The organism is Viridibacillus soli (genome assembly GCF_016612995.1).
Taxonomy (GTDB): Bacteria; Bacillota; Bacilli; order Bacillales_A; family Planococcaceae; genus Viridibacillus; species Viridibacillus soli.
Genome location: NZ_JAEOAH010000004.1, coordinates 21,426 through 47,592 on the forward strand (window position 1 = coordinate 21,426; position 26,167 = coordinate 47,592).

Annotated in this window: 28 protein-coding genes, 2 pseudogenes and 2 riboswitches; of the genes and pseudogenes, 27 read left to right on the forward strand and 3 right to left on the reverse strand. The window is 37.8% G+C overall.

All coding sequences use genetic code 11. The annotated features are described in order from the left end of the window. Positions 1-10 precede the first annotated feature (10 nt). The 9 genes from comGC to JFL43_RS03900 all read left to right on the forward strand — a co-directional run bounded on the left by comGC (position 11) and on the right by JFL43_RS03900 (position 7,053). Positions 11-322: a competence type IV pilus major pilin ComGC gene (gene comGC / locus JFL43_RS03860; RefSeq protein ID WP_100797942.1), complete on the forward strand. Its 312-nt coding sequence runs from the start codon at positions 11-13 to the stop codon at positions 320-322. Continuing rightward, complete coding sequence (locus JFL43_RS03865; RefSeq protein WP_200748024.1) at positions 315-797, forward strand: type II secretion system protein; 483 nt, start codon at positions 315-317, stop codon at positions 795-797. Before comGC ends, JFL43_RS03865 begins: the two co-directional genes overlap by 8 nt. Beyond that, positions 787-1,089, forward strand: coding sequence for a hypothetical protein (locus tag JFL43_RS03870; protein ID WP_100797940.1), 303 nt, complete (start codon positions 787-789; stop codon positions 1,087-1,089). Before JFL43_RS03865 ends, JFL43_RS03870 begins: the two co-directional genes overlap by 11 nt. Then, positions 1,074-1,532 carry a competence type IV pilus minor pilin ComGF gene (comGF, locus tag JFL43_RS03875; RefSeq protein WP_100797939.1) on the forward strand — a complete coding sequence of 153 codons (459 nt, stop codon included), beginning with the start codon at positions 1,074-1,076 and terminating at the stop codon, positions 1,530-1,532. The genes JFL43_RS03870 and comGF overlap by 16 nt, the downstream gene beginning before the upstream one ends. Positions 1,533-1,732: 200 nt before the next feature. Further along, entirely contained in the window at positions 1,733-2,245 is a 513-nt protein-coding gene (locus JFL43_RS03880; protein WP_100797938.1) for a shikimate kinase, read from the forward strand. A 148-nt stretch (positions 2,246-2,393) separates the two neighbouring features. Beyond that, positions 2,394-2,487: riboswitch (glycine riboswitch) on the forward strand. Between the two features lie 3 nt (positions 2,488-2,490). Then, positions 2,491-2,568: riboswitch (glycine riboswitch) on the forward strand. A 64-nt stretch (positions 2,569-2,632) separates the two neighbouring features. After that, positions 2,633-3,736: a glycine cleavage system aminomethyltransferase GcvT gene (gcvT, locus tag JFL43_RS03885; protein WP_200748025.1), complete on the forward strand. Its 1,104-nt coding sequence runs from the start codon at positions 2,633-2,635 to the stop codon at positions 3,734-3,736. Positions 3,737-3,763: 27 nt separating this feature from the next. Beyond that, positions 3,764-5,110 (forward strand): aminomethyl-transferring glycine dehydrogenase subunit GcvPA, encoded by a 1,347-nt coding sequence (gene gcvPA, locus JFL43_RS03890; RefSeq protein ID WP_200748026.1) that lies wholly within the window; start codon positions 3,764-3,766, stop codon positions 5,108-5,110. Next, positions 5,103-6,575 carry an aminomethyl-transferring glycine dehydrogenase subunit GcvPB gene (gene gcvPB, locus JFL43_RS03895; RefSeq protein WP_200748027.1) on the forward strand — a complete coding sequence of 491 codons (1,473 nt, stop codon included), beginning with the start codon at positions 5,103-5,105 and terminating at the stop codon, positions 6,573-6,575. Before gcvPA ends, gcvPB begins: the two co-directional genes overlap by 8 nt. A gap of 193 nt (positions 6,576-6,768) precedes the next feature. Beyond that, entirely contained in the window at positions 6,769-7,053 is a 285-nt protein-coding gene (locus JFL43_RS03900; protein ID WP_100797934.1) for a hypothetical protein, read from the forward strand. 99 nt (positions 7,054-7,152) lie between these two features. On the opposite strand, the gene JFL43_RS03905 is transcribed toward JFL43_RS03900, so the two are convergent. Both JFL43_RS03905 and JFL43_RS03910 read right to left on the reverse strand, forming a co-directional pair. After that, positions 7,153-8,421 (reverse strand): ATP-binding protein, encoded by a 1,269-nt coding sequence (locus tag JFL43_RS03905; protein ID WP_407701957.1) that lies wholly within the window; start codon positions 8,419-8,421, stop codon positions 7,153-7,155. A 116-nt stretch (positions 8,422-8,537) separates the two neighbouring features. Next, complete coding sequence (locus tag JFL43_RS03910) at positions 8,538-8,918, reverse strand: rhodanese-like domain-containing protein (protein ID WP_200748029.1); 381 nt, start codon at positions 8,916-8,918, stop codon at positions 8,538-8,540. A gap of 104 nt (positions 8,919-9,022) precedes the next feature. Here JFL43_RS03910 and JFL43_RS03915 point away from each other — a divergent pair, with 104 nt between their 5' ends. From JFL43_RS03915 to JFL43_RS03930, 4 genes and pseudogenes are all read left to right on the forward strand, one after another. Then, positions 9,023-9,856, forward strand: a complete 834-nt coding sequence (locus JFL43_RS03915; RefSeq protein ID WP_100797931.1) for a lipoate--protein ligase family protein — start codon at positions 9,023-9,025, stop codon at positions 9,854-9,856. 175 nt (positions 9,857-10,031) lie between these two features. Beyond that, positions 10,032-10,835, forward strand: a pseudogene (locus JFL43_RS03920) (ribonucleotide reductase N-terminal alpha domain-containing protein); the annotation flags it as partial. Positions 10,836-11,312: 477 nt separating this feature from the next. Beyond that, a pseudogene (locus JFL43_RS03925) lies at positions 11,313-13,082 on the forward strand (vitamin B12-dependent ribonucleotide reductase); the annotation flags it as partial. A 713-nt stretch (positions 13,083-13,795) separates the two neighbouring features. Beyond that, on the forward strand, positions 13,796-14,146 hold the full coding sequence (locus tag JFL43_RS03930) for a hypothetical protein (RefSeq protein ID WP_200748030.1): 351 nt from the start codon (positions 13,796-13,798) through the stop codon (positions 14,144-14,146). An 813-nt stretch (positions 14,147-14,959) separates the two neighbouring features. On the opposite strand, the gene JFL43_RS03935 is transcribed toward JFL43_RS03930, so the two are convergent. Then, the gene (locus JFL43_RS03935; RefSeq protein ID WP_200748214.1) at positions 14,960-15,838 is read right to left on the reverse strand and encodes a DUF1385 domain-containing protein; all 879 of its coding nucleotides are present in this window, start codon (positions 15,836-15,838) and stop codon (positions 14,960-14,962) included. 182 nt (positions 15,839-16,020) lie between these two features. Between JFL43_RS03935 and JFL43_RS03940 the strand changes: the two genes are divergently transcribed. From JFL43_RS03940 to folD, 14 genes are all read left to right on the forward strand, one after another. Then, positions 16,021-16,470: a hypothetical protein gene (locus JFL43_RS03940; protein ID WP_200748031.1), complete on the forward strand. Its 450-nt coding sequence runs from the start codon at positions 16,021-16,023 to the stop codon at positions 16,468-16,470. A gap of 29 nt (positions 16,471-16,499) precedes the next feature. Further along, complete coding sequence (aroQ, locus tag JFL43_RS03945; RefSeq protein ID WP_200748032.1) at positions 16,500-16,928, forward strand: type II 3-dehydroquinate dehydratase; 429 nt, start codon at positions 16,500-16,502, stop codon at positions 16,926-16,928. An 18-nt stretch (positions 16,929-16,946) separates the two neighbouring features. After that, positions 16,947-18,008, forward strand: coding sequence for a M24 family metallopeptidase (locus JFL43_RS03950; RefSeq protein WP_200748033.1), 1,062 nt, complete (start codon positions 16,947-16,949; stop codon positions 18,006-18,008). 21 nt (positions 18,009-18,029) lie between these two features. Beyond that, entirely contained in the window at positions 18,030-18,587 is a 558-nt protein-coding gene (gene efp / locus JFL43_RS03955) for an elongation factor P (protein WP_200748034.1), read from the forward strand. Between the two features lie 381 nt (positions 18,588-18,968). After that, positions 18,969-19,202 carry a SpoIIIAC/SpoIIIAD family protein gene (locus JFL43_RS03960; protein WP_100797922.1) on the forward strand — a complete coding sequence of 78 codons (234 nt, stop codon included), beginning with the start codon at positions 18,969-18,971 and terminating at the stop codon, positions 19,200-19,202. Positions 19,203-19,326: 124 nt separating this feature from the next. Beyond that, on the forward strand, positions 19,327-19,581 hold the full coding sequence (locus JFL43_RS03965) for a hypothetical protein (protein ID WP_200748035.1): 255 nt from the start codon (positions 19,327-19,329) through the stop codon (positions 19,579-19,581). 102 nt (positions 19,582-19,683) lie between these two features. Beyond that, a complete protein-coding gene (locus JFL43_RS03970) occupies positions 19,684-20,592 on the forward strand; it encodes a stage III sporulation protein AE (protein ID WP_157813068.1) in 909 nt (302 codons plus the stop codon). Between the two features lie 251 nt (positions 20,593-20,843). Next, positions 20,844-21,281: a hypothetical protein gene (locus JFL43_RS03975; RefSeq protein ID WP_200748036.1), complete on the forward strand. Its 438-nt coding sequence runs from the start codon at positions 20,844-20,846 to the stop codon at positions 21,279-21,281. Beyond that, positions 21,278-21,823 (forward strand): SpoIIIAH-like family protein, encoded by a 546-nt coding sequence (locus tag JFL43_RS03980; protein ID WP_200748037.1) that lies wholly within the window; start codon positions 21,278-21,280, stop codon positions 21,821-21,823. The genes JFL43_RS03975 and JFL43_RS03980 overlap by 4 nt, the downstream gene beginning before the upstream one ends. A gap of 121 nt (positions 21,824-21,944) precedes the next feature. After that, complete coding sequence (gene accB, locus JFL43_RS03985) at positions 21,945-22,436, forward strand: acetyl-CoA carboxylase biotin carboxyl carrier protein (RefSeq protein WP_100797917.1); 492 nt, start codon at positions 21,945-21,947, stop codon at positions 22,434-22,436. A gap of 15 nt (positions 22,437-22,451) precedes the next feature. Then, positions 22,452-23,807, forward strand: a complete 1,356-nt coding sequence (gene accC / locus JFL43_RS03990; protein WP_200748038.1) for an acetyl-CoA carboxylase biotin carboxylase subunit — start codon at positions 22,452-22,454, stop codon at positions 23,805-23,807. A gap of 16 nt (positions 23,808-23,823) precedes the next feature. Then, positions 23,824-24,228 carry an Asp23/Gls24 family envelope stress response protein gene (locus JFL43_RS03995; protein ID WP_200748039.1) on the forward strand — a complete coding sequence of 135 codons (405 nt, stop codon included), beginning with the start codon at positions 23,824-23,826 and terminating at the stop codon, positions 24,226-24,228. Positions 24,229-24,631: 403 nt separating this feature from the next. Then, positions 24,632-25,009, forward strand: a complete 378-nt coding sequence (gene nusB, locus JFL43_RS04000) for a transcription antitermination factor NusB (protein ID WP_100797914.1) — start codon at positions 24,632-24,634, stop codon at positions 25,007-25,009. A gap of 33 nt (positions 25,010-25,042) precedes the next feature. Beyond that, positions 25,043-25,903 (forward strand): bifunctional methylenetetrahydrofolate dehydrogenase/methenyltetrahydrofolate cyclohydrolase FolD, encoded by an 861-nt coding sequence (gene folD / locus JFL43_RS04005; protein ID WP_200748040.1) that lies wholly within the window; start codon positions 25,043-25,045, stop codon positions 25,901-25,903. The last annotated feature ends 264 nt before the right edge of the window (positions 25,904-26,167 follow it).

Consider the following 26,167-nt stretch of genomic DNA (forward strand, 5'->3'; position numbering starts at 1 on the left):
GAGAAGCAAAATGCATTTATTAAAACAAGAGAAGGCCTTCACTTTGATCGAAATGCTAATCGTCTTATTTATCATCACTGTGCTGATTTTAATTGCGATACCGAATGTCACAAAGCATTTTAGCACGGTGGATGATAAGGGGTGTAAAGCATATGTCAGTATGGTGCAGGGACAAGTTGAAGCTTATCGCATTGACGAAAAAAGTTATCCTGCAACAATTGATGTGTTGAGGGATGCAAAATATTTAAAGAAAGATGATAATGCATGTTCTGGGAAGAAGATTCAAATTATTGATGGGGCTGTTTCTATAATAGATGAATAACAAAGAGGCCGGTTTTACGTTCGTCGAATTATTAATTGTACTCGCTATAACGATTGTCGTTTGTTCACTTAGTATTGCTGTAGGCAAAGCAAAGCTTGATGAAAGAATGATCAATCAGTTTCTTTATCAATTGATGCTTGATATTGAACATACTCAAAGTGAATCGATAGGAAACGAAGTTTATTCGTATCTGGAGTTTTTTGACGAAGGAAAGAAATATAGGGCATATACGATGGTAGGTATGGGTGGTGTGGCGAGTCAAAATAATAGTGCAATTCCTAATTTGCGGCATTATTATTTTACACGTGAACTACCAGAGGGTGTCGAATTGAGTTATTCAAGTACATTACAATTGATCAAAATTAATAATAAAGGTGTTTTTTCAAGTTTCGGTACATTGGCTTTTGCGACACCAACTGGAAAAAAGTCGCTCATTATAAATATTGTTAAAGGGAGGATGAAAATTGTGGAATGAAAAAGGCAATTCATTACCCGAAACATTACTTACTTTAGTTATTGTGATTACAGTATTCGGCACGCTACTACCAGCTTTGCAAATGTTAAAGGGTACGTTGAGCGAAAAGAAAACATCGATGTATGCAGCAGAAACGGCATACCAAGCTGCCGTGCGGGTCGTAAATGACGAACAGTTTCAAGGAAGCCGAACGATTGAAAATAGGACGTATAAGTGGTACTTCACAAACAATGAAGTGTGTGTATTTTATGAGAATTTAAAAGGACAACAGCAAAAATGTATTCGGCCGTAAAACATCTAAGAGAAAATCGCTCAGGTTATACGTTAGTAGATGCACTTCTTCAGCTAATGGTTCTATTGTTATTTTCGCAGTTATTTGTACTCTTCTATCCATGGTATGAAGATACAAACCGTTCATTTTACCAGAGGCAAGAACTTGAGTGGGAACTGTTTACGTATGACTTACAAACGTATTTGGTAGATGTTGAATCTGTTGAAATAGGGTTGAGTGTTAGTTTACACATCGTCAAGGATGATCGATATCTTAGCATTAGAAATTCGAATGCGGTAGTACGGATGCAAAAAGAAATGCAAGGGAATGAGGCGATGCTTATGAATGTTTATGAAATTCAGTTTTATTTTAGCGATGATCGTACTACGTTAACGACAAAAGTGTTGTTTAAAGATGGCTTACGAAAGGAGAAAGATTTTGTCATTACGTATGTTGAAGGGTGAAAAAGGTATGCTCCTTCCAGTAGCGATGATCCTATTGTTTTTTTGCTCGAGTTACCTTTTGGGAACCGTCATGTCGTATGAATCTCATTTTCGAACTTATAATTCATTGGAATCAGCGTATGTTCGTGCTACTATAAATAAAATACAAGAAATTGAAAATAGCACAGAGTAACAGTCGTCGTTGATGAGAAGGTGAAAAGATGAGAAAAGTATATTTAGTAGGATTTATGGGTAGTGGTAAAAGTGCGATTGGTAAGCGTTTAAGCTATTATCTGAAAATGCCTTACTATGATATGGACCAAGAAATTGTCAGAAGAGAGAAAATGACGATTCCTGAAATATTTGAAAAGTATGGAGAAGAGCGCTTTCGTCAAATTGAGACGGATTTTTTACGCAATTTCCGAGATGAATTTTGCATCATTTCCACGGGTGGTGGTGTTGCAATGAATCCCCAAAATCGTAAAATAATGCGTAAAACAGGGCTAGTCCTCTTTTTAGATGCGACTTTTCCGGATATTTGGAAGAGAATCCATAAAGACAAAAATCGTCCAATCGTGCAACGTTCTACAAAACAAGAATTAGAGGATTTATTTTATCAACGTCGAAAATATTATCGAGAGGCAACACATATTACAATTCGTACAGAAGGCCGTTCTTTAAAACAAATTGTAGAATATGCAGCTTTTCAAATAAAAAGACTCAAAGGCGAATGAAAATAAACATAACACTCTATAACGTTCGTTTATAAACTATTTTACAAAAAATATTGCACGCAACACCTATTCAATGTTAGGATATAGACGAGACGTGTTGTTATAGAACATTGACATGGAAATAGTGCCAAGATTCAATCTTGGGCGGATGATTGTACGGGGAGAGAACGTCTTGAGACGTCGCCGAAGGAGCAAATAACAATTGTTATGAATCTCTCAGGCAAAAAGACTCGTGCGGGACGCAACTCTGGAGAGAGCTGTATGGATTACAGCCACCAAAGAGGACAGCCGTTTAGGTTAAACTTTCAGGTGCATGGACAGAGATTCCTTTTAAAGGGATTTCTCTGTCCATTTTTTTATGTCCTAAACAAATGAGGAGGAAAATTAATGACTAACGAATTAAAAAGAACACCTTTATTCGAAGAGTATTCGAAGTATGGTGGAAAAACAATTGATTTTGGTGGTTGGGAATTACCTGTTCAATTTTCTTCTATTAAAGCGGAGCATGAAGCGGTCCGCACAAAAGCAGGACTATTTGATGTATCCCATATGGGTGAAATCTTCGTTGAAGGTTCAGAAAGTTTGGCGTATTTGCAAAAACTAGTCACTAATGACGTATCGAAAATTGCCATCAACCAAACTCAATATACTGCAATGTGCTATGAAAATGGCGGCGTTGTAGATGACTTGCTCATTTATAAACTGGCAGAAGAACGATATTTATTAATCGTCAATGCATCAAATATTGAAAAAGATTATGAATGGATGCTGCAGCTTGTTTCAGGAGATGTGAAAGTAACAAACGCGTCTAATGAGTTCGGTCAATTAGCGTTACAAGGACCACTTGCTGAAAAAGTATTACAAACGTTAACAGAAGTACAATTACATAACATTAAGCCATTCCGTTTAGAACAAAATGTAATGATTGCGGGATATGACACGCTTATTTCACGCACTGGTTACACAGGTGAAGACGGCTTTGAAATTTACGCAGCACCTGAAGCAATTATTGCTTTATGGGGCAAAATTTTAACAGCTGGGGAAGCTGAAGGCGTTTTACCATGTGGTTTAGGATCACGTGACACATTACGCTTCGAATCTTGCTTACCACTTTACGGCCAAGAATTATCAAAAGATATTTCACCACTAGAAGCTGGTATTAACTTCGTTGTGAAATTAAACAAAGAAGAAGATTTCGTTGGCAAATCGGTATTACAAGATCAAAAAGAAAATGGTGTACCACGTAAGAGCATAGGTATCGAAATGATTGATAAAGGTATTCCACGTCACGGATATCCTATATTTAAAGGTGATACACAAATCGGTGAAGTAACAACTGGTACTCAATTACCACTTGCTAAACGTAATGTTGGTCTTGTATTAATTGATCGTGAATTCGCGGAGCTTGATCAAGAGTTGGAAATTGAAATTCGTAACCGCCGTTTAAAAGTAGTTACTACTGCAACACCATTTTATAAACGCCAAAAATAATCTTTTATGAAGAGAGGGTTTTTTCGAATGAAGCATCGGTACTTACCTATGACTGAGCAAGATCAAAAAGAAATGCTAAACGTAATTGGCGTTTCTACTGTTGATGAATTATTCTCAGACATCCCAGAAAAAGTTCGTTTTAAAGGAAATTACAACATTAAACCTGCAAAATCAGAATCAGCATTGTTAAAAGAGTTAGCACAACTTTCTAAAGAAAATGCCAATAGCGATGATTATGCATCATTTTTAGGTGCTGGAGTTTATGATCACTATAAACCTGTTATCGTCGATCATGTTATTTCACGTTCAGAATTCTATACAGCTTATACACCTTACCAACCTGAAATTTCACAAGGTGAATTACAAGCCATTTTCGAATTCCAAACAATGATTGCGGAGTTAACTGGCATGGATTTAGCGAACTCATCTATGTATGATGGTGGTACAGCTCTTGCTGAAGCGGGTATGCTTGCAGCGGCACATACGCGTCGCAAAAAGCTATTAGTTTCTGGTGCGGTTCACCCAATCTCTCATGATGTAGTTAAGACATATGCAGCTGGTCAATCGATTGAAGTTGTAAATGTTCCTCTAAAAGATGGTGTAACAGACCTTGCTGCGTTACAAGAATTAATCGATGCAGATACAGCTGCTGTATTGGTTCAATATCCTAACTTCTATGGTCAAGTAGAAAATGTGCAAGCAATTGCAGATGTTATTCACGAAGCAAAAGGATTATGCGTTGTATCTTCTAACCCATTAGCACTTGGTATTTTAACGCCTCCAGGTAAAATGGGCGCTGATATTACTGTTGGGGATGCACAACCATTTGGTATTCCAGAAAGCTTTGGCGGACCACACTGTGGCTATTTCGCTGTAACAAAAAAATTGATGCGTAAAGTGCCAGGTCGTTTAATTGGTGAAACAATTGATGATGAAGGTCGTCGTGGTTATGTCTTAACATTACAAGCACGTGAGCAGCATATTCGTCGTGAAAAAGCGACTTCTAATATTTGTTCAAACCAAGCGTTAAACGCTCTTGCAGCTGCAGTTGCTATGACAGCTCTTGGTAAAAAAGGTGTACAAGAAATGGCTACTCAAAATATTCTAAAAACGCATTATGCAAAAGAAGCTTTCGAAAAAGCAGGCTTCACTGTCGTTTTCAAAGGCGCACATTTCAACGAAATCGTTGTGAAATGCAATACATCTGTTTCTACTATTAATAAAGGACTTTTTGAAAAAGGTATCATTGGTGGCTTTGACTTAGGTAAAGTAGATGCAGCTCTTGAAAACCACGCATTAATCGCTGTAACAGAACAACGTACAAAAGAAGAAATCGATGCACTTGTGCAAGAAATGGGGGCTCTCCATGCATAATGACAATCAACCACTAATTTTTGAACTTTCTACAGAAGGTCGTATTGGCTATAGCTTATCAGAACTTGATGTACCAGCAGTAGATTTAGGTGCCATCTTACCGAGCGAATTTATTCGTACAGAAGAAGCGGAACTTCCTGAAGTATCAGAACTTGATATTATGCGTCACTACACTGCGCTTTCTCGCCGTAACCACGGTGTCGATTCAGGTTTCTATCCACTAGGTTCATGTACGATGAAATATAATCCGAAAATTAATGAAGCAATTGCACGTTTTGCAGGGTTCGCTAATATTCATCCATTACAAGACGAAGCTACTGTACAAGGTGCACTTGGCTTAATGTATGATTTACAAGAGCATTTAATCGAAATCACTGGTATGGACGAAGTAACGCTTCAACCAGCAGCTGGTGCGCATGGTGAATGGACAGCTTTAATGATGATCCGTGCATTCCATGAAGCAAACGGTGATTTCCAACGTACAAAAGTACTTGTTCCAGACTCAGCTCATGGTACGAACCCAGCATCAGCAACTGTTGCCGGTTTTGATACTGTTACTGTAAAATCTGATGAAAACGGACTAGTAGACCTAGAAGATTTACGCCGTCTAGTTGGAGATGATACAGCAGCACTTATGCTGACTAACCCAAATACATTAGGTCTATTCGAGGAACATATTCTTGATATCGCTGCAATCGTCCACGAAGTTGGAGGTAAAGTATATTACGATGGTGCTAACTTGAATGCGGTAATGTCTAAAGCACGCCCTGGCGACATGGGCTTTGACTGTGTTCACCTAAACTTACACAAAACATTCACTGGTCCTCACGGTGGTGGTGGTCCTGGTTCAGGTCCAGTCGGCGTTAAAGCAGACTTGATTCCATTCCTTCCAAAACCAGTTCTGGTGAAAACAGAAGAAGGATATCACTTCGATTACGAGCGTCCACAATCAATCGGTCGTGTGAAACCATTCTACGGTAACTTTGGTATTAATGTTCGTGCATATGCTTATATCCGTTCAATGGGTCCAGATGGTCTTAAAACAGTAACTGAAAATGCAGTAATTAATGCAAACTATATGATGAGAAGATTAGAGCCATACTTTGATCTACCATACAATCGTCATTGTAAGCATGAGTTCGTATTAAGTGGAAGCCGCCAGAAAAAACTGGGTGCTCGTACACTTGATATGGCAAAACGACTGTTAGACTTTGGCTACCATCCACCAACAACTTACTTCCCATTAAATGTGGAAGAAGGTTTAATGATTGAACCAACTGAAACAGAATCAAAAGAGACACTAGACGCTTTCTGTGACGCAATGATTCAAATTGCGAAAGAAGTAGAAGAAACACCAGAAGTAGTACAAGAGGCGCCTCATACAACTGTTATTGGCCGTCTTGATGAAACAAGAGCTGCTCGTAACCCAGTATTACGTTACCAAAAGGAAACTGTAGAAGTATAAATACATTTCTATAAAGTGAACCTCTAGCAAAACGCTAGAGGTTTTCTCATGCTATGTAAGAAAAAAGTTGTTAAATGTCGAAAAAAACATGGTAGTTATGGAAAATAATCGCTTCATCATAGACAGATGTCTTTAAAATTGCTATGCTAACATAAAAATATTATGAATCAACGAGTGAAAAAGGGGAGTTTCCATGGCTTACTTTAAAAGTATTAATGATATAAATAATGCTAAAAATGATTTACTTGAATCTTTACATGAAGATTATCAAAAATATACAACAGATGAATTGATTTCTGAATTGTACGTGAAACAAATGCAAGAGAACAATACATTGATTTATTTCGCTCCTGATGCGCCTACAAAGGAACTAATGGCATATGAGAAAAAGATTGTCTATGATTTGCTACATGAGCGAGGTTTAACGAATAGACAAATTTTACAAGAAATAAACAAGCAAAAAAGTGAAACTGAATAAGTAAAAAACAGTATATAATGAATTGTCCGTTTTTCGGAAACTCTTTACGAATAAAACACCCCTTGGAGAATGAAATAACTCTCTAAGGGGTGTTTGTCGTTAAAATCCAATATTCACTTCGCAGTCTTCCCATTCATTACGTATAGCGTTTTTACGCTGTTTTTGTAAATCTTTAATACATTTTGCGTAATCGAGTTGTTTGTCGTAATGCCAGTTGAGGGCAACGGACATATATAGTTCGTTGAGCTGTGAAATAGAAAGTTCTTTTGAGAGCTTAGCTGCGTCCATTAACTCATCTTCTGTGAAGATGTGCTGAATATCTAATTTACGTAAATAAGTAGCTCGAATTTTAGTCGATGGATTCATAATCTCATACGCTCGGTCAAAGCGGCCTGCACGGTTAATTAAAGCAGGGTCAATCCGGTCTGGATAATTGGTTGTACCGATTAAGAAAATACCTTCACGTGATTGTGCTCCGTCTAATGTATTTAAAAAGACAGAACGCGTATACTCTGGCATAGAGTCGATATCTTCAATGACGAGTATCGCTGGAGCAAGGCTTGTCACCATGCGGAATACCTCTTCAATCGATTCACTTGATGTATGCTCAGTAATTTGCCAGTACACGACAGGAGCTGTTACAGAGCCTGTAATGGACTTTACAAGCGTCGTCTTGCCATTGCCAGGTGAGCCGTATAATAAAATACCTCTTTTATAAGGGAGACCATAATGCTTGAAGAAATCGCCATCTTCTTTGAAAAATTCATCGATAGAGCGGAATATTTCGCGTTTAAGAGAAGATTCTAATAAGACATCATCTCTTGTGATTTGTATACCTTCACCGTAGCTACGGCGCTTAATACTGTCTTGTACATCAACTAAGTAAGTGACTGTTTCCATGAGCATTTGTCGTAGCTGCTCTTGAATCGCTTCGATAAAAGTCATCATTTTTTCGGCGCTTGTTGTAAAATAGAAAAACTCTGGCCATTCCGAATCGGAGCGGTACACTGGGATATGTGTAATCGCTACTTCATAATCAGGGAAGTAGATTAGGGCATTACTAAATGTTTTAACTAATTTTAACTGATTATCAAGTTGATCTTCTGAAACGGAATTTAGCACAATACTAGGCAATGCCGCGTATATGTAACTTAAATTTTCGTAGCGAATTAATTCTTTGTCCATCATTTCGAGTAAATGATGGTGAAACTGTGAATTATTTAGCTCAACGGTAACACCACGAAAATCTGCAGGATGTACCTCATTTAATTTTTTCGAGATGCGTTCAAAGACTTCCGATACATCTGCGTAGTTTGGGATATCTTGTCGTAGATCTTCATGAAATGTATATAAGAATTTTGCCATTATATCCTCCTTTATAGGGGTTGCTATTTATATGTCCTACAGTTTGAAAAGTTTCGAAAAAAGAGAGTCATCTCTGATTTTAATAGAAATGACTCTCTTTTATGAGCAACACCATCAAATTACTTCGATTTGATTTTGCCTGTCCAATTTTTGTATCCACCTTGTAATTGGAATACTTGATCATAGCCTTTTTTCTTTAATAACATAGCAGCACGTGCACTACGTCCTGCATTTTGGCAATACAAGTAAACAGGTTTGTCCGGGCGAATTTCTTTGTAGCGTTGGCGAAGTTGTGAAGATGGAAGGTTACGAGCCCCTAGAATATGACCTCCGTCAAATTCCTTTGTCTCACGCACATCGATTAATTGTGCTTTACGATAACCTTCAATGAATTCCTCTTGTGTTAAACTTGTTACGGCTTTTTTGAAACGAAGTGCGTTTACTAATGCGTATACAATGACCACAAATAAAATAATCGCTAATGTATATAACCAACTCAAATCGACTTTCCCCTTTCTATCTACAGTAATATTATAAAAGAACATCTAGCGATAGTCCAATGAGTTTGTTAAAATAGATAAGTTGATTATAAGGAGGAGACCAAATGAAAACAACATGGTATTTTATAAATTCAGGTCCTTGTAGCCCTGCATTTAATATGGCATTAGATGAAGCGCTCCTACATTGGCATAGTAAAGGTTTAATTCCACCTGTAATACGATTTTACGAATGGAATCCAGCAACACTTTCTATTGGTTATTTTCAACGTGCAGAAAAAGATATTGATTTTGAACAATTACATAAATTGAATGTAGGGTTTGTGCGTCGCCCGACTGGAGGCCGTGCAGTTTTACATGAACATGAATTAACATATAGCATCATTGTCGCTGAGGATTATCCAAATATGCCTAAGACAGTGACAGAAGCTTATCGCGTTTTAAGTGAAGGTTTATTGCAAGGCTTCCGTAATTTAGGATTAGACGCGTATTTCTCAGTACCAGACTCAGAGGCACAACGCGCAGATTTGAAAAAACCAAAGAGTGCGGTTTGTTTTGATACCCCAAGTTGGTATGAGTTAGTTGTAGAAGGTAAAAAGGTTGCAGGTAGTGCACAAACGCGTCAAGAAGGTGTCATTTTACAACACGGAGCAATTTTAATTGACCTTGATGATGAAAAATTGATCTCTCTTTTCAAATTCCCATCAGAAGCTTCAAAAGAGCGTATGCGCAAACATTTACCACAAAAAGCAGTAGCGATTAATCAACTAGCTAAAAAAGCGGTTGATGTGGAAACATGTATCAGTGCTTTCCATAAAGGATTTGAGGATGGACTAGATATTGAATTAGTGCCGTACACGTTGACGGAGGAGCAGTTGGATTTTGTTAATAATTTAGCAAAAACTCGTTATGAAAGTGACGATTGGAATTTTAAAAGGTAATAGTCTTTTCGGCTTATTTTAGTTTCATGAAAACCGAAAAACCGCTTCCAATGTTGCTACATCAACATTTTGGGCGAAATCTCCTTATTTGCTTTTCTTATCAATATATAGTATCGTATTGTCTTGAACAAACACTATATATTGTGTTTAGGGATCGATTTAGATAGGGAGGCGAATGATAATGGTACTTGCTTCACAGCATCATAATCAGACGATTAATGTACAACAATTAAACAATGATATTCAACAATTTCCACAAGTTCATGCCATCACAGAGGACATGCAATTAACACATAAAGGTGTGTCTCGCTTAGTCATGATCGACCGTTATTCTTTTAAAGATACGGAAAAGAAAACGCTAAAAGCAGGAGATTTTGTTGTGTTAACGGTCAAAGCTGACCCTAAATTCCCAGCACGTGGTCTTGGTTATATCGTTTCAATTAATGTAGAAAAGAAAACAGCAGAAGTGCTGATTGAAGCAGATTATAGAAGTGCAATTGATGATGATGACGAACAACAATCAGGAATTGTCACACGTTCTTTAGAAGTTATTGAAAAGCCTCTAGAAGTTTTTTACGAACAAATTGCTAAACGTAATGCAACTGGCCTTGCAGCCGTTGAAAAAACAGCAGAAAAACGCCAAGAATGGTTTGAGAAGTTCTACGAGCAGTTAGTGAAGTTAAACTTCATACCCGCTGGCCGAGTAATTTACGGAGCAGGAGCAGGAACAGATGTTACGTACTTTAACTGTTACGTAATGCCGTTTGTAGCCGATTCTCGCGAAGGCATCAGTGATCACCGCAAACAAGTAATGGAAATTATGAGTCGCGGTGGTGGTGTAGGTACAAATGGTTCTACATTACGCCCTCGAAACACGCTAGCTCGTGGTGTTAACGGTAAATCATCAGGATCTGTTTCTTGGTTAGATGATATTGCTAAGTTGACTCATCTTGTTGAACAAGGTGGATCACGCAGAGGTAGAGCAATTTAGTAATTGCATGTGTGCTTCTGCGTTAACAAACCTCGTGAACTGCTGGAAACTCTTTCGGTAATAATAACTAAATGAGGTGTTTAGTTATGCAACCCTATGATGCAAAGGTTGTTCAAAATTGTGAAATATGCCGATTTAAACTACCGCATAACAAACAAGGTCGATTTACAAGCCATTTTGAACAAATAGAAAAGATCATAGTTGACTTGTTGGCTACAACGTAACTGGAAACAGTAGGCGTGAATGCTTGAAAACAACAGGTGGAAAAAGACAATCAGCATCCAAGCCCCTGTCAAATGGGAAAGGTTCAACGACCATCGAAAACACGCTCGTAATGAGTGGAAGTGAGTAGAGTAGGGATCAAGCGATTCCGAAGTGCGAGGACATCTACAAAGATGTAAGATATGGTCTAAACTTTATGGTGACATAAAGAGTATAGTCGTAGCGGATTATCAAATATAATTAGCACAAATGATTATGTTAGCCGATTGGCATCCAGACATTATTGAATTTATTATTTCAAAAATGCAAAATCCTCGTATTTTACGTTTCTTAATCGAAAATACAACGGATGAAACAATCCAACGTCTAGCACAAGAAAAACTAAAATTCAAACCTTTATCACTTCAAGAAGAAGCGATGTACCAAGGTATTACTAACTATAAGACAATCCCTGGCATGGGTGGCTTTAACGACGCGATTATTCGCGATGCTGAAACGAAATTACGCGACGGCGGAACATTCAGTGTACACAACTCTGAATTCCTAACGGGAGCGAATATTTCTGTTACAATTACAAATGAATTTATGGAAGCTGTAGAAGCTGATGCTGAATTTGATTTACGCTTCCCAGCAGTCGAATCATATAATGCTGAAGAAATGAAAGTTTATAACGATACATGGCACGAAGTTGGTGATGTTCGTGAATGGGCTGAAATGGGACATGCTGTACGCACTTTCCGTAAAGTGAAAGCACGTGAGCTTTGGAATTTAATCAATATTTGTGCAACGTACTCAGCAGAACCAGGTATTTTCTTCATCGATAATGCGAACGACATGACAAATGCAAAAGCATATGGTCAAAAAGTTGTAGCGACAAATCCATGTGGCGAACAACCACTTGCACCATACTCAGTTTGTAACTTAGCAGCTGTAAACTTAGCGCAATTCGCTCAAAAGGATACGAAAACAGTTGACTTTGAAGCATTAAAAGAAACAGTACGTGTTGGCGTACGTATGCAAGATAACGTCATTGATGCAACACCGTACTTCCTTGACGAAAACCAAGTACAAGCATTAGGTGAACGTCGTGTAGGACTAGGTGTCATGGGAATGGCTGATTTACTAATCTATTGTGAAAAAGAATATGGCTCTGAAGAAGGTAATATCTTAGTTGATGAAATCTTCAAAACGATTGCAACGACGGCTTATGAAGCATCTACTGAACTTGCAAAAGAACGCGGTAGCTTCCCATTCTTAACAGGTGAAACTGAAGCTGAAACAGCTGCACTTCGCAAACGTTTTATAGAAACAGGCTTCATGCAAAAAATGCCTGAACATATTCGTGAAGCAGTACTTGAGGGCGGTATACGTAACTCTCACTTACTAACTGTAGCTCCTACAGGTTCAACAGGAACAATGGTTGGCGTATCTACCGGTCTAGAACCATACTTCTCATTTACTTACTACCGCAGTGGCCGTCTTGGTAAATTCATTGAAGTGAAAGCAGATATTGTACAAGAATACTTAGCTGCTAATCCGGGTGCAGATGAAGCAAACCTTCCTGAATGGTTTGTGACTGCAATGGAATTAGCACCAGAAGCACATGCAGATGTGCAATGTATTATCCAACGCTGGATCGACAGCTCAATTTCTAAAACAGTAAACGCACCACGCGGTTACACTGTAGAGCAAGTACAACAAGTGTACGAACGCTTGTACAATGGTGGCGCTAAAGGCGGTACAGTTTATGTAGATGGTAGTCGTGATTCACAAGTACTAACATTAAAAGCAGAAGAAAACGTTATGGATGAAGACACACTACAAGAAGAAGTAGTAGTTGAAAAACGTCCAGTAGTGTTAATCGATACAATTCAAGACTTACGTTCAACAAACGTCACAATCGGCTCTGAAGTCGGTGACACATGCCCAGTATGTCGCAAAGGAACAGTCGAAGAACTAGGCGGCTGCAACACATGTACAAACTGCGGTGCACAACTTAAATGTGGCCTTTAAGCTGGATATCTAATTTAATACTAAAACCACGAATTACCGATACGGAGACTACTCTACACTTGAAAAGTGCGGAGTAGTCTTTTTATTTGATGAAAATATCCAGAATAAGCATAAAATACATAAATTCGAACATAGAAAACACTTTTTGAATATAGAAGTATATTATATTTGGAGTAATTATCCGTTGTGAGCGTAAAATCATGTTGAACGTGCGTAAATCTCTTCTGAACACGCGTAAAACCCCAAAAGTTGAGCGTAAACTTAATAGAATCCAGATTAAGTGCTGAAGCTACATTTTTTAAATTCACTCAACCCGATAATAAATAAGACTCCCCATTCATCAATCGATGACGAGGGAGTCATTTTATTTTGTATGAAATTAGAAATTCTCCAATACTATGGATTTGAAAAATACTTCATTGAAATTGTCAGCGTTGAAAATGGATATCCGTGAAAGCCTGATCCAACTTCTTATCAATATCTACATGAAAAATATGATCTAGATTTAGCTATTGGAGACAGAGCATTCGATTTAATTCCAGCGAAGAAAGTCGGGCTCACAACTTGTATGTTCGAAGCAACAGACTTTCATCCACATGATTATCGAGAATTATTGACCACTGTTAAAATAAATTGTTGAACAATTTACTTATTAAGCGTCTCTTAGAAGAACATTCATGATAAAATGAAAACAATTTGTTAGGAGTGATTTTGTGAGTAATAAAATTGCAGGTATATTTTTCCCGGCATTTGCGATGTTAGGGGTTATTGCAATGACTTTAACGGGTGCTTTTGGTGATGATGAGGCAAACAAATCCTTTTTTTTCCTTAGCTTAGTTGTTGTTTTTCCATTAGCCTTTTTAGTACAGGGGATTTCTTGTGCGTTAAATAAAATAAATCCATGGATTGCGTTAGCGGTTTCTTATATTGCTTTTGTCATTATACTATTTACTGTGTTAAATAGTTCTGCGTGGGATTATGGCATTTACTTTTTAGTGTTTTGGCTAGTAGGGTATTTCGCCACAAAAGGCATTCAAAAGCTACGTGCCAAAAATAATAAATAAAACTGTGCAAAATTTGCACAGTTTTTTTATTGCCGATTATCATAAACGCTAGCAAAAATATCTTCACTATGTACTGTCTTACTAGACGTTGAGTCTGTTTCATCATCTCAAAATAGATCTTTTCACAAAATTGAATGATAGTTTTACTTTCTCTATATAGCCCGCATTAATACAGCATGTTTTGTTCATCCTTAACTGTCAGAACATATTGGCTGTGATAATAGTCTGTGTTGATCAAATACCTTGGCTCTGAATAGCTGGAATCCTCAGCGATTTTTATGTCGCTCGTAATATCTTGTCCGTCCATATGCTTTTTCAAACAATTATGCTGTAAAAACTTAGTATAGGGATTGCTTTTATTTAAAACATATATAAATAGGAAGTTAATACTTATAAAATATCAGGCGTGTTGATTAACCAATTTTAACTATTACTATTAAAGTGGTAGGTTGATTTCCGCGGGCAAGCACCGAGCCGCTTCCTCCGCTATGCTCCGTGCAGGGTCTCGGTTCGCTTGCATTTCCCGCAGGAGTCGAGCACCCTCCTCTCTAATCAACTAAAAAAGGGAGTAACATACATTAATATTGAACATAAAAAACCATTTTAACGGTAAAAAACCACTTGATATTTCCCTAATCAACACACCTGATAAAAAATATTAAAATTCGTGTAGTAACAATAAAACGGGCCTCCTTCAAGTGAAATTACTTCTTTCTAATAATTGTGCAAAATAACTCTTAAAGTATAATATGTAACTTTTGTAATTAGAAGAAAAACGCAGAGGATCTCACTGAGTTCACCTGCGTTTTTCTTCTAGTTTAATGTAATATTCTTTGGATCTTTTTCGATTTCTAGTAATTTATTAAAAGAAGCGATTGCAACTTCTACTTGATCGTCTTTTGGTTCTTTTGTTGTTAGTAATTGTAGCCATAAACCAGGATAGCCTAAATAGCGCAGTACTGGAATGTTACGACAAGCATTTGTCCATTGTAGCACTTCAAATGCCACACCAAGTACGACTGGAATTAATAAAATACGATTTACAATTCGTAGCCAGAATGGATCTGTCGGTACTAGGAAATAAATGAACATACCAACGATAACTGTAAATAGCATAAAGCTACTACCACAACGATAGTGAAGGCGAGATTGTGCTTGCACATTTTCCACTGTTAATGGTAGGCCGTTTTCAAAACAATTTATGACCTTGTGCTCGGAGCCGTGGTATTGGAATACGCGCTTAATGAGTGGTGTTAATGATACAAAGTAAATATAGACAAGTAGCAGTATTAATTTAATGCCACTTTCTAAAAGAATTTGCCCCGTTTTACTAGGAAGCCAAGTATGGAAAAGCTGCGCTAAAAAAATAGGAATTAACGTGAAAATGATTTTACCAATTAAAAAGGAAAGTACGCCGATAGCAGCGACGCCTAAAATCATTTGTAGCTTTGAACCTTCTTCGGCTGTTTCTTCAACTTCTTCACCTGGATTGACATCATAACGATCGCCGGCAAATTGTAAATGCTTTGAGCCATTTGCTGCTGATTCAATAATTGCGACAATTCCTCTAATGAAAGGAATTTTCTTCAATTTTTGAAGAACTGGTTTTTTTTCTTTTTTTACATAGAAATACTCAATTGAGTCATCATTACGGCGAATAGCGGATACAGTATGTTCTTTACTGCCCATCATAACGCCCTCAATCAATGCTTGTCCCCCGTAAGTTGGAGTCTGAGGTTGATCCTTCACTTGCTACACCGCTCTCTTTTTGTATATTCACTCTGTCTTTATTGTACTAAAAATTACAAAAAAGCTCTAGGAAAAGAATAGCTTTTGAAAATGAGGCAATGCTTGTGAAAAAGGAGTGTTGTGTTTTGAAAATCCATGTCTTGATGTGGACGTCCATTTTAAGTGCCGTGTCGTTCACAGTTTGCCTTCGTTTGTTACAACTATTTTCAATCATTCATTGGAGTCCGATTGGTTGGTCTAAGAAATGGCAGTTATTTAGTGGGCATATACCGCTATTTAAATGGATGATGTTAGCTGTTATGTTGCTTATTGTAGCAATGGTTCTTTTTTTCTTGAGTGAATTTTGTACGGCTATACGAGCGGATCTTGCATCATTTGTACTGAGCATCGTTGTATTAGTATTGTTGGAATGGTGGATGTCCGGTACAGTGGAGTTAAAAAAATTATCGATTCCGATATTTGTATTACTTGCAACGCATTTGCGTTTTATAATGGAAACTTCTATGTATCATAAAAAAGCTGAAAATTTAGACTCTCGAAGTAAAATGCCGTATAATACAGGTGAGGTAAAATAAAACCACTAATAAAGAAAGGGGAAAGGTATATGAAGTATATATGCTTAAATGGTCCTAATTTGAATCGATTAGGGAAAAGAGAACCGGCTATTTATGGCTCGGAAACTCTTCAAGATATAGAAGATGCCCTTCAAAAGCTCGCAGCTGACTTTGGTGCAACAGTCGAATTGAAGCAATCGAATCATGAAGGCCAATTGATTGATTGGATTCATGAAGCTGAAGATACAGCTATTGCGGGCATTGTCTTCAATCCGGGTGCATATACACATACAAGCGTCGCGTTACGCGATGCGATTGCTTCAGTAGATGTACCTGTCATCGAGGTTCATATCTCGAATATACATAAACGTGAAGAATTCCGCCATCACTCATATCTTGCGCCTGAATGTGTGGGACAAATTTCAGGGCTTGGTACAAAAGGATATCAACTTGCTTTACGCATGTTTTTAGAAAATTAAAAAGGGGAAATGATGACTATGGAAAAACTAACGAAATTAAGAGTAGCATTAAAAGAACAAGGCTTAGATGCAATCCTTATTACAAATGATTATAATCGTCGTTATATGACCGATTTTACTGGATCAGCTGGTGTGGCAATCGTTTCTCAAAGTGATGCGGTTTTTATTACAGACTTCCGCTATACTGAACAAGCTGCGAAACAAGTGCAAAACTATCGCATCGTGCAACATACAGCGACAATCATTGAAGAAATTGCGAACCAAGTCCAAGAAATGGGTATAAAAACATTAGCATTTGAGAAAGACACCGTTAGCTACAGCATGTTTGAGCTGTATTCAAAACATATAAAAGCAGATTTAGTCGGTTTTTCAGGCCTAATTGAAAAAATACGCTTGATTAAGACAGAGCAAGAGATTAATATTATTAAGGTTGCTTGTGAAATTGCGGATGCGACTTTCGAGCATATTCTGACATTTATTAAAGCAGGCAAAACAGAATTGGAAGTATCGAACGAGCTAGAATTTTTCATGCGCAAGCAAGGTGCCACTTCATCTTCCTTTGACATAATTGTTGCATCAGGTCTACGCTCGGCATTGCCACATGGCGTCGCAACTGATAAAATAATAGAAAAAGGTGATTTTGTCACTTTAGATTTTGGTGCGCTCTATAATGGCTATATTTCTGATACAACACGTACGGTTGCGGTTGGAGAGCCTTCAGATCAATTGAAGGAGATTTACAACATTGTGTTAAATGCTGAACTACTTGGCTTAGAGCAATTTAAACCAGGTATGACTGGCGTAGAAGCAGATGCAGTGACGCGTGATTATATTAAAGCACACGGTTATGGCGAGGCATTTGGCCATTCAACAGGTCATGGAATTGGCTTAGAAGTACATGAAGGTCCTGGATTATCATCCCGTTCAAACACAGTATTAGAACCGGGAATGGTCGTAACTTGTGAACCGGGTATTTATTTACCTGGAATCGGTGGCGTTCGTATTGAAGATGATACATTAATTACAGAGACAGGTAATGAAAAACTAACGCATTCCACAAAAGAATTAATCATTTTATAATGTAATATTGGAGGAACAATCATGATTTCAGTAAACGATTTTCGTACAGGCTTAACAATAGGGGTAGACGGTGGATTATACCGTGTTATCGATTTCCAACACGTAAAACCTGGTAAAGGTGCGGCATTTGTGCGTTCAAAACTACGTAACCTTCGTAGCGGTGGGATAACAGAAAAAACTTTCCGTGCTGGTGAAAAAGTAGAAAAAGCACAAATTGATAATAATAAAATGCAATATCTATATGCTTCAGGTGATAACCATGTCTTCATGAACACTGAAACATATGATCAAATTGAATTAGCTGAATCTCAAATTAAAGAAGAGTTAAAATACTTATTGGAAAATATGGAAGTTTCTATTGTGTCTTACGAAGGTGAAATCCTTGGTGTTGATCTTCCAAACACAGTTGTTCTAGAAGTAACTGAAACTGAGCCAGGTATTAAAGGTGATACAGCTTCAGGTGGTTCTAAACCAGCAACAGTTCAAACTGGTTTAGTCGTTCAAGTACCATTCTTCGTCAATGTTGGTGACAAATTAGTTATTAACACGGATGAGGGTTCATACGTTTCTCGTGGCTAATCCAGTCATACAATACAATCGATTCATATAGCTTAGGCTATATGGGTCGATTTTTTTGTTTCTAAATACTGTTTATCAAAGCGAGGTTTATATCAGGCGTGTGATTAACCAATTTTAACTATTACTATTAAAGTGTTAGGTTGATTTCCGCTACGGGATGCTCGTTTCCCGCGGGCAAGCACCTAGCCGCTCCCTTCGCTACGCTCCGTGCAGGGTCTCGGTTCACTTGCGTTTCCCGCAGGAGTCCAGCACCCTCCGCTACAATCAACTAAAAAATGACGTTAGTATTGCACATAAAAAACCATTTTAAAGGTAAATAACAACCTAATATTCCCCTAATCAACACACCTGTGTTCATATCTTACATTTACGCTGCATAGAATAGATTATACAAGAGGAGGGGCAGCTACGGAACTTCAGGATATTCTTCGCATCGCCGGCATTGGACTTGTGATTGCGCTATTACATATATTTTTTGAACAAACCGGCAAAAAAGAGTTCTCCTTTTTTCTCTATTTTCTCGCCTATATGTATATCGCAGCGGAATTACTTCATTTTTTACGTTTATTCTTTGATGAAATTCTCATCTTCTTCCAATGGTTAACGGCCGCCTGATTACATGACGACAATATTTTACGCTGTGATTATGCTTATTCTTTTAATGTTCATCAGATTAGTTATTCCTGCTTTACATCGTGTCTTTTATACGGTGTTTTTTTTCTTATTAATGAGTTTTTTGTTGATACGATTATTCATTCCACTTATTCAAAGAATACTACATGCATTTCCAGTTGAGGTACCGTATTTATCGCTCATTTTAGGTAGTGCTTTTTTATATTTCGTATCAACAGCTGTGTCTCAGCATTTAATTGATCAGGAATATGAATCACTTTCTCTTTTATCACACACGGCGGTAAAGCTCGTCATTTTATCATTATGGTTGCAAGAAATGATTGAGCTATTCTCAATTTGGCAACGCATCCTTGAGCCTTAAAACTTGGAGGGATCTCCGTTTTTTAAAGGACAAACCTTAAAAGCTAGGTGGATTGAATGTAGAACTTTAGTAACAAACGGCAGAACAGGTAGGAGGGCAAGGGTGGACTGGCTAAAGGAAATTCTTATCGCCCCTTTTAAGGACACATTATTTACACTCGTCTCATTGCTATTTTATGCATTTCTTTTTTTAATCTTGAATTTTATAATGCCGAAGTTTAAGGAGTGGACAAGGTTATTCTTTTTCATCGCTGTACTGACTACGACATTAAAGCCTGTTTTCCAAGCCTTCTCTATGATGCAGAGCTTATCTGAGAATATGATTAGTTTCTTTAGTGCGCTGTATCCAATATTAATGTCTGCGATGGTGATCTCTGCTGGCGCTATGTCTTTAATGGCCTGGCATCCTATGTTAATACTACTCATTCAGTTTGCTGTATTTTTAACGGGACGCTGGTTAATCCCGTTGTTAACAGCTTCCATACTTTTGGATTTCTTGACGCGCTTTATGCCGGAAATTTCATTTTCAAGAATGGCTGATTTTATTAGAGTACTTGTGTTAAGTGTTGTGTCGGCAACGGTGATGTGTTATTCGTTGTTTTTAGTGATAAATGGTGTTGTTGCAGTATCTTTTACTGGAGCTGCAATGGGCCCTCTAAAAAAGATGATTCAGCAAAATATTCCGTTTATTGGTTCGTTTATAACAGAGAGTTTAAGCACTTTTAGAAAATATTCCTCCACTACTGCAACGGTAACGAGTACAGGTTTAATGATCGGGATTTGGACAGCTGCTGTTATACCAACCGTGAAAATATTAATGATGGGACTTAGTTTTCGGTTTTTGGCGGCGTTGTTAGAGCCCTTTTCAGATAAAGATATTGCAAGCTTTCTAGATGATATTGGCAAGACATTGTTTGTGTTGTGTGCGGTATCCTTTATTATCGCATTTGCCTTCTTTTTCACAGCGATTTTAGCCGTTATACTTTTGAAATTACAAATTCAAGAAGGATAGGATTTGGGTTGTGGAAGCATTTTTACTTGGTTTAGTCGTAATTATCTTTGTTGGGAAAATAGTTAGTTTGCTGTTAGAAGACCAGGAAGAGTGGGTTATTCTCTTGAAAATAATCGTGGCATTATGGATTTTGCAGTTTGTTTTTAATTTTTGGCGTTAGAATTTCATAGATTAGGGTTGTGCTTCATACAATGATGTAGATAACAGGAAAGATGTGAAGAGGGGGATGACTAGCTCGGGCGGTGCAGGATATGAAAAAAAAGTCATTTTATTATGTAGGAATATTGATGGCAATCGTCATCATTGTCGTGGGTATGTTTTCATACAATAATGATAATTCGATGAAAACAACGTCTAATGGAGAACATTTAACTACTAACGAAGCGGAGAAGCTAGCGGTCATTTTATCAAGGATACAAAATGTTGGAGAAGTTGAGCTTTATTTTTATGCGAATGGACAAACGCCAAAAGATACGGAGAAGAAATCTTCATCTCTTGACAATTATTTTAGCTGGTCCAGTACAGCAGGACAAGAAAGTGAACAAATATCAGGGGTATTAGTTGTAGCGGAAGGAGCGGATGATATCGCTATTCAGAATGAATTAGTGAACACACTGACAAAAGTGCTGGAGATTCCTGCACATCGAATTGTTGTAATGCCGATGGAAAAGAGAGGAGAAATGAAATGAGAGTAAAAAAGAGAGCGGTTTGGTTTTTAACACTATTGAGTTTAGTAACGGTTATATCGGTATATTATTTAATGAACCCTACGCCACCATTTAATGGGTTAGCAATCTTCTCGGATGATACGTTAAAAGATACAGCTATCGATGATATTGCAAAATCTACAGGTAAAAAGACGACTGTTACAGCACAAAGCGATTTGTTTGAAGAAATGCGTATGGAACTACTAAATGAGCGTAGTCAATTGAGAAAAACATTAACGCAAAAAGTTGCTTCAGAACAATATACAGCGGAAGAAAAGAACGAAGCATTTAATGAGATGGATGGTATTATTAAGAAGGAATCTAATGAAGCGATGTTAGAGATGCTCATTAAAACGCTTGGGTACTCCGATGCATTTGTAAGAGCTGAAGATGATAGAATTCGTGTTACAGTACAGTCGAAAGAACTTTCCAAATCTAAAGCGGCAGAGATTGTTTACACGGTTAAAAAGGAGTTGAAAAACTCTGGAGACGTTATGGTCGATTATAAATCTGAATCTTTCTAGTGAAAATAGTCCTATGTTTTCTTGAATAATCCCTATTTTCAATTATCTATTTAAAAATACTCCGAAACAAGATAGAATAAGTATTGTATTGTAATACACACTTAGTAAGGGGAGTAATGGTATGTTGAAAATCCAAGAAATTCGAGAAATTATCAAATTAGTAGATTCATCTTCAATCGACGAGTTCGTTTATGAGGTAGATAATTCAAAAATTAAATTAAAAAAACAAAGTGGTGTAACAGTTGTAACTGAAGCGCCAGTAGTTAAAGCTGCACCAGTAGTAGTAGCACCAGTTGCGGCTCCAGAGGCAGCTGCTCCAGCACCAGCAGTAGAAAAAGCTACAGCTGAAGCACCGGTAGCAGTTGACTCTTCATTACACAAAATTACTTCACCAATGGTAGGAACTTTCTATCAATCTCCAAATCCAGAATCACCTGCATTCGTAAAAGTAGGAGATAAAGTTGGCGAAGAATCAGTAGTTTGTATCGTTGAAGCGATGAAATTATTTAATGAAATTGAAGCAGAAGTGAATGGTGAAATCGTTGAAATTCTTGTAAAAGATGGCGATTTAGTTGAATACGGTCAACCTCTGTTCCTAGTAAAAGAGAACTAAGGGAGGCCAATCCAAATGAAAAAAGTATTAATTGCAAACCGTGGCGAAATCGCGGTACGTATCATTCGCGCTTGTAAAGAACTAGATATTCAATCTGTAGCAGTCTATTCAGAAGCAGATCGTGATGCACTTCACGTTCAATTGGCAGACGAAGCATATTGCATCGGCCCAAAACTTTCTAAAGATAGTTATTTGAAAATTGAAAGTATTTTAAGCGTAGCTCAAAAAACTGGCTGTGATGGTATTCACCCAGGATACGGTTTCCTAGCTGAAAATGCTAGCTTTGCAGAAGCTTGCGAAGATGCTGGAATTACTTTCATTGGACCAACTTCTGATGCTATCAAAATGATGGGGATCAAAGATGTTGCAAAAGATTCAATGATTAAAGCGGGTGTACCAACAGTTCCAGGTTCAGCTGGTATCGTTGCAGATGCAAACGAAGCTACTGAAGTTGCGAAAGGGATTGGTTACCCAGTCATCATTAAAGCAACTGCTGGTGGTGGCGGTAAAGGGATCCGTGTAGCACGCTCTGAAGAAGAGTTGATTAAAGGAGTTCAAATCACTCAAAAAGAAGCGGCTGCAGCATTCGGTAACCCAGGTGTATACTTAGAAAAATTCATCGAGGATTTCCGTCACTGTGAAATCCAAGTATTAGCAGATAACTACGGCAACACAATTCACCTAGGCGAACGTGACTGTACAGTTCAACGCCGTATGCAAAAACTAGTAGAAGAAGCTCCGTCTCCAGCGCTTTCAGATGAGCGTCGTGCTGAGATGGGTGATGCTGCTGTTAAAGCAGCACTAGCTTGTGGCTACCGCGGTGCTGGTACAGTTGAGTTCATCTTTGACTACAACGAAGATAAATTCTACTTCATGGAAATGAATACTCGTATTCAAGTAGAACACCCAGTAACTGAAATGATTACAGGGATTGATCTTGTTCAACAACAGCTTAAAATTGCTTCAGGCGAAAAATTAGTGTATAAACAAGAAGATGTGAAAGTGAATGGTTGGGCGATTGAATGTCGTATCAATGCAGAAAATCCATCTAAAAACTTTATGCCTTCACCAGGTAAAGTTGAAAATTATATAGCACCAGGTGGTTACGGAATCCGTATCGACTCAGCTATGTATCCTGGATATAGCATTCCTCCGTTCTACGATTCAATGGTCGCAAAATTAATTGTACATGCAGATACACGTGAAGAAGCAATTGCTAAGATGAAACGCGCATTAGGAGAATTCATTGTTGAAGGACCAGGCATTCAAACAACAATTCCTTTCCACGCAAAATTAATGGATCATGAAGTATTCAAAAAAGGTAATTTCAATACGAAATTCCTTGAAGATAATGACGTCATGAATTCATAAGAAAGGGGCGAATTCTATGGCTGAGAACGTCATACAATCATTACCACAAAGCACTCCTGTTGGTAAGGAGGAGCTAGGTAAGATTGAAGTAGCACCTGAAGTCATTGAAGTTATTGCAGGAATTGCTACTACAGAAGTGGAGGGCGTTTCTGGTACAAGAGGAAACTTCGCTACAGGCGTAGTAGAAAAATTCGGTAAAAAGGTTCATGGGAAAGGTATTAAAACCGAATGGACTGAAACTGGCTTAGTCGTCGATGTATATTGCTTTGTGCAATACGGTGCATCTGTTGCGAAAGTAGCTCATCAAGTTCAAACCCAGATCCGTGAAGCGATCTTTAATATGACATCTCTTGCAACGCAAGAAGTAAATGTACATATTACAGGAATTCAATTTGATCAAGTGAACGAAAAAACAGAATAATGTCTTGAAGCACCACTTCATAGGGAGTGGTGCTTTTTCTGCATGTTTAGGCATTCGCGCCACCTCCTCGAGGTCGCTTCGAAACCTCTCACGAATTCAAAGAGCGACAACATTTGAGGGCTCGCAAGCAACTTGAGGCCCACAAGATATGGGTCGTGTCGGCTATGCTGCAGGGCGCGGCTTTTTTGCCGATGCGGGGGTGAACTGGCGCAAATGAGCTTTTCTGACTATTCAAAAGTTAAAGGAATCGATGAATTGAATCGAAAAATGTGATAAGATAATGCTAAATGTATATTAATGAAACACTTCACATTCTGGGGTAGTTTTGAACGTTTTGTCCTGTTTTACATAGGTAATATGTCAGAATTTCCCCAATGTAGTAGTATAAAGGAGAACTAAATAAATGAAGCGACGAGAAGCGCGAGAAAAAGCAATCCAAGTACTTTTTCAGCTAGAAAATACTGAGTTAACTGTAGCAGAGGCAATCGAACATATCGTAGGTGAGGATAGTTCCCCATTCTTCGAGCAAATCGTACATGGCACTGTTTCGCATATGGAAGAAATTGATGCATCTTTAGTAGAAAAATTAGAAAAATGGTCATTATCCCGCCTAGCGAAAATTGAACGTACAATTTTACGTTTAGCGGTTTTTGAAGTTTTATATACACCAGAAACACCAAAAAATGTCGTTCTAAACGAAGCAATTGAGTTAAGTAAAACATTTGGTGATGAGAAATCTAGCCGCTTTGTAAATGGCGTATTATCAAAATACGCAAATTAAACTAGTCAAAAGCTAAATTTGGGAGTGTTAATAATGTCAGGTAAGCTAATTAACGGTAAAGAAATCGGAGAAATAATCCGACAATCGATTCAAAAAGAAGTGAATGACTTACAAGAACAAGGTGTTACACCGGGGCTAGCAGTTATTTTAGTAGGTGACAATCCTGCTTCGAAAACATATGTTTCAAACAAACAGAAATCTTGTGAACAAATAGGTATTTACTCAGAACTAATCGAATTATCAGCAGATACTACAGAAGAAACATTATTAAATGAAATTAACAAATTAAATGCTGACCCGGCAATCGATGGCATTTTAGTACAATTACCACTTCCAAAGCATATAACTGAACAAAACGTAATAGCAGCTATTTCACCTGAGAAAGATGTAGATGGCTTCCACCCAGAAAGCGTTGGTAAAATGATTTTAGGACAACCCACTTATTTACCTTGTACGCCATATGGTGTGATGAAGTTATTGGAATACGCGAATATTGATGTTGCAGGCAAACACGCTGTGATCGTTGGACGTAGCCATATCGTTGGCGTTCCAATGGGACAACTATTATTACAAAAAGACGCAACAGTAACATATTGCCACTCTAAAACACCTGATTTAGTAGCGATGACTACGCAAGCAGACATTTTAGTCGTTGCAACAGGTCGCGCGAAAATGATTGGTGCTGAACATGTGAAAGAAGGCGCTGTTGTTATTGATGTGGGTATTAATCGCGATGAAAACAACAAACTTTGTGGTGATGTTGATTTTGATGCAGTCGTTGATAAAGTATCAGCTATCACACCAGTACCAAAAGGTGTTGGCCCGATGACAATTACAATGTTATTGTTTAATACATTGCAATCAGCAAAAAAGAAGCTTACTCAAGACAAATGAGCTCAGAATAGGTAAAATAGTAACGCAGAAGCTGTTTTTCTGATGAAAGACAGCTTTTTTTTGCTTAGGAAATTATAAAGCTTTGCATTGTGGATAACATTACTGCAAGCTGTGAGCGCCAACTCATGAGGTCGTTTCAATCCCTCGGGGGAAAGTTGGAAAGACACTTTTACTTCGGGCTTGCAAGCAGTTGTCGGGTGTAAACGGGCGCTCTATGCTCTTGTTCATGAGATTATTTTCTTAAATATCGTTCGGATAAGGAGT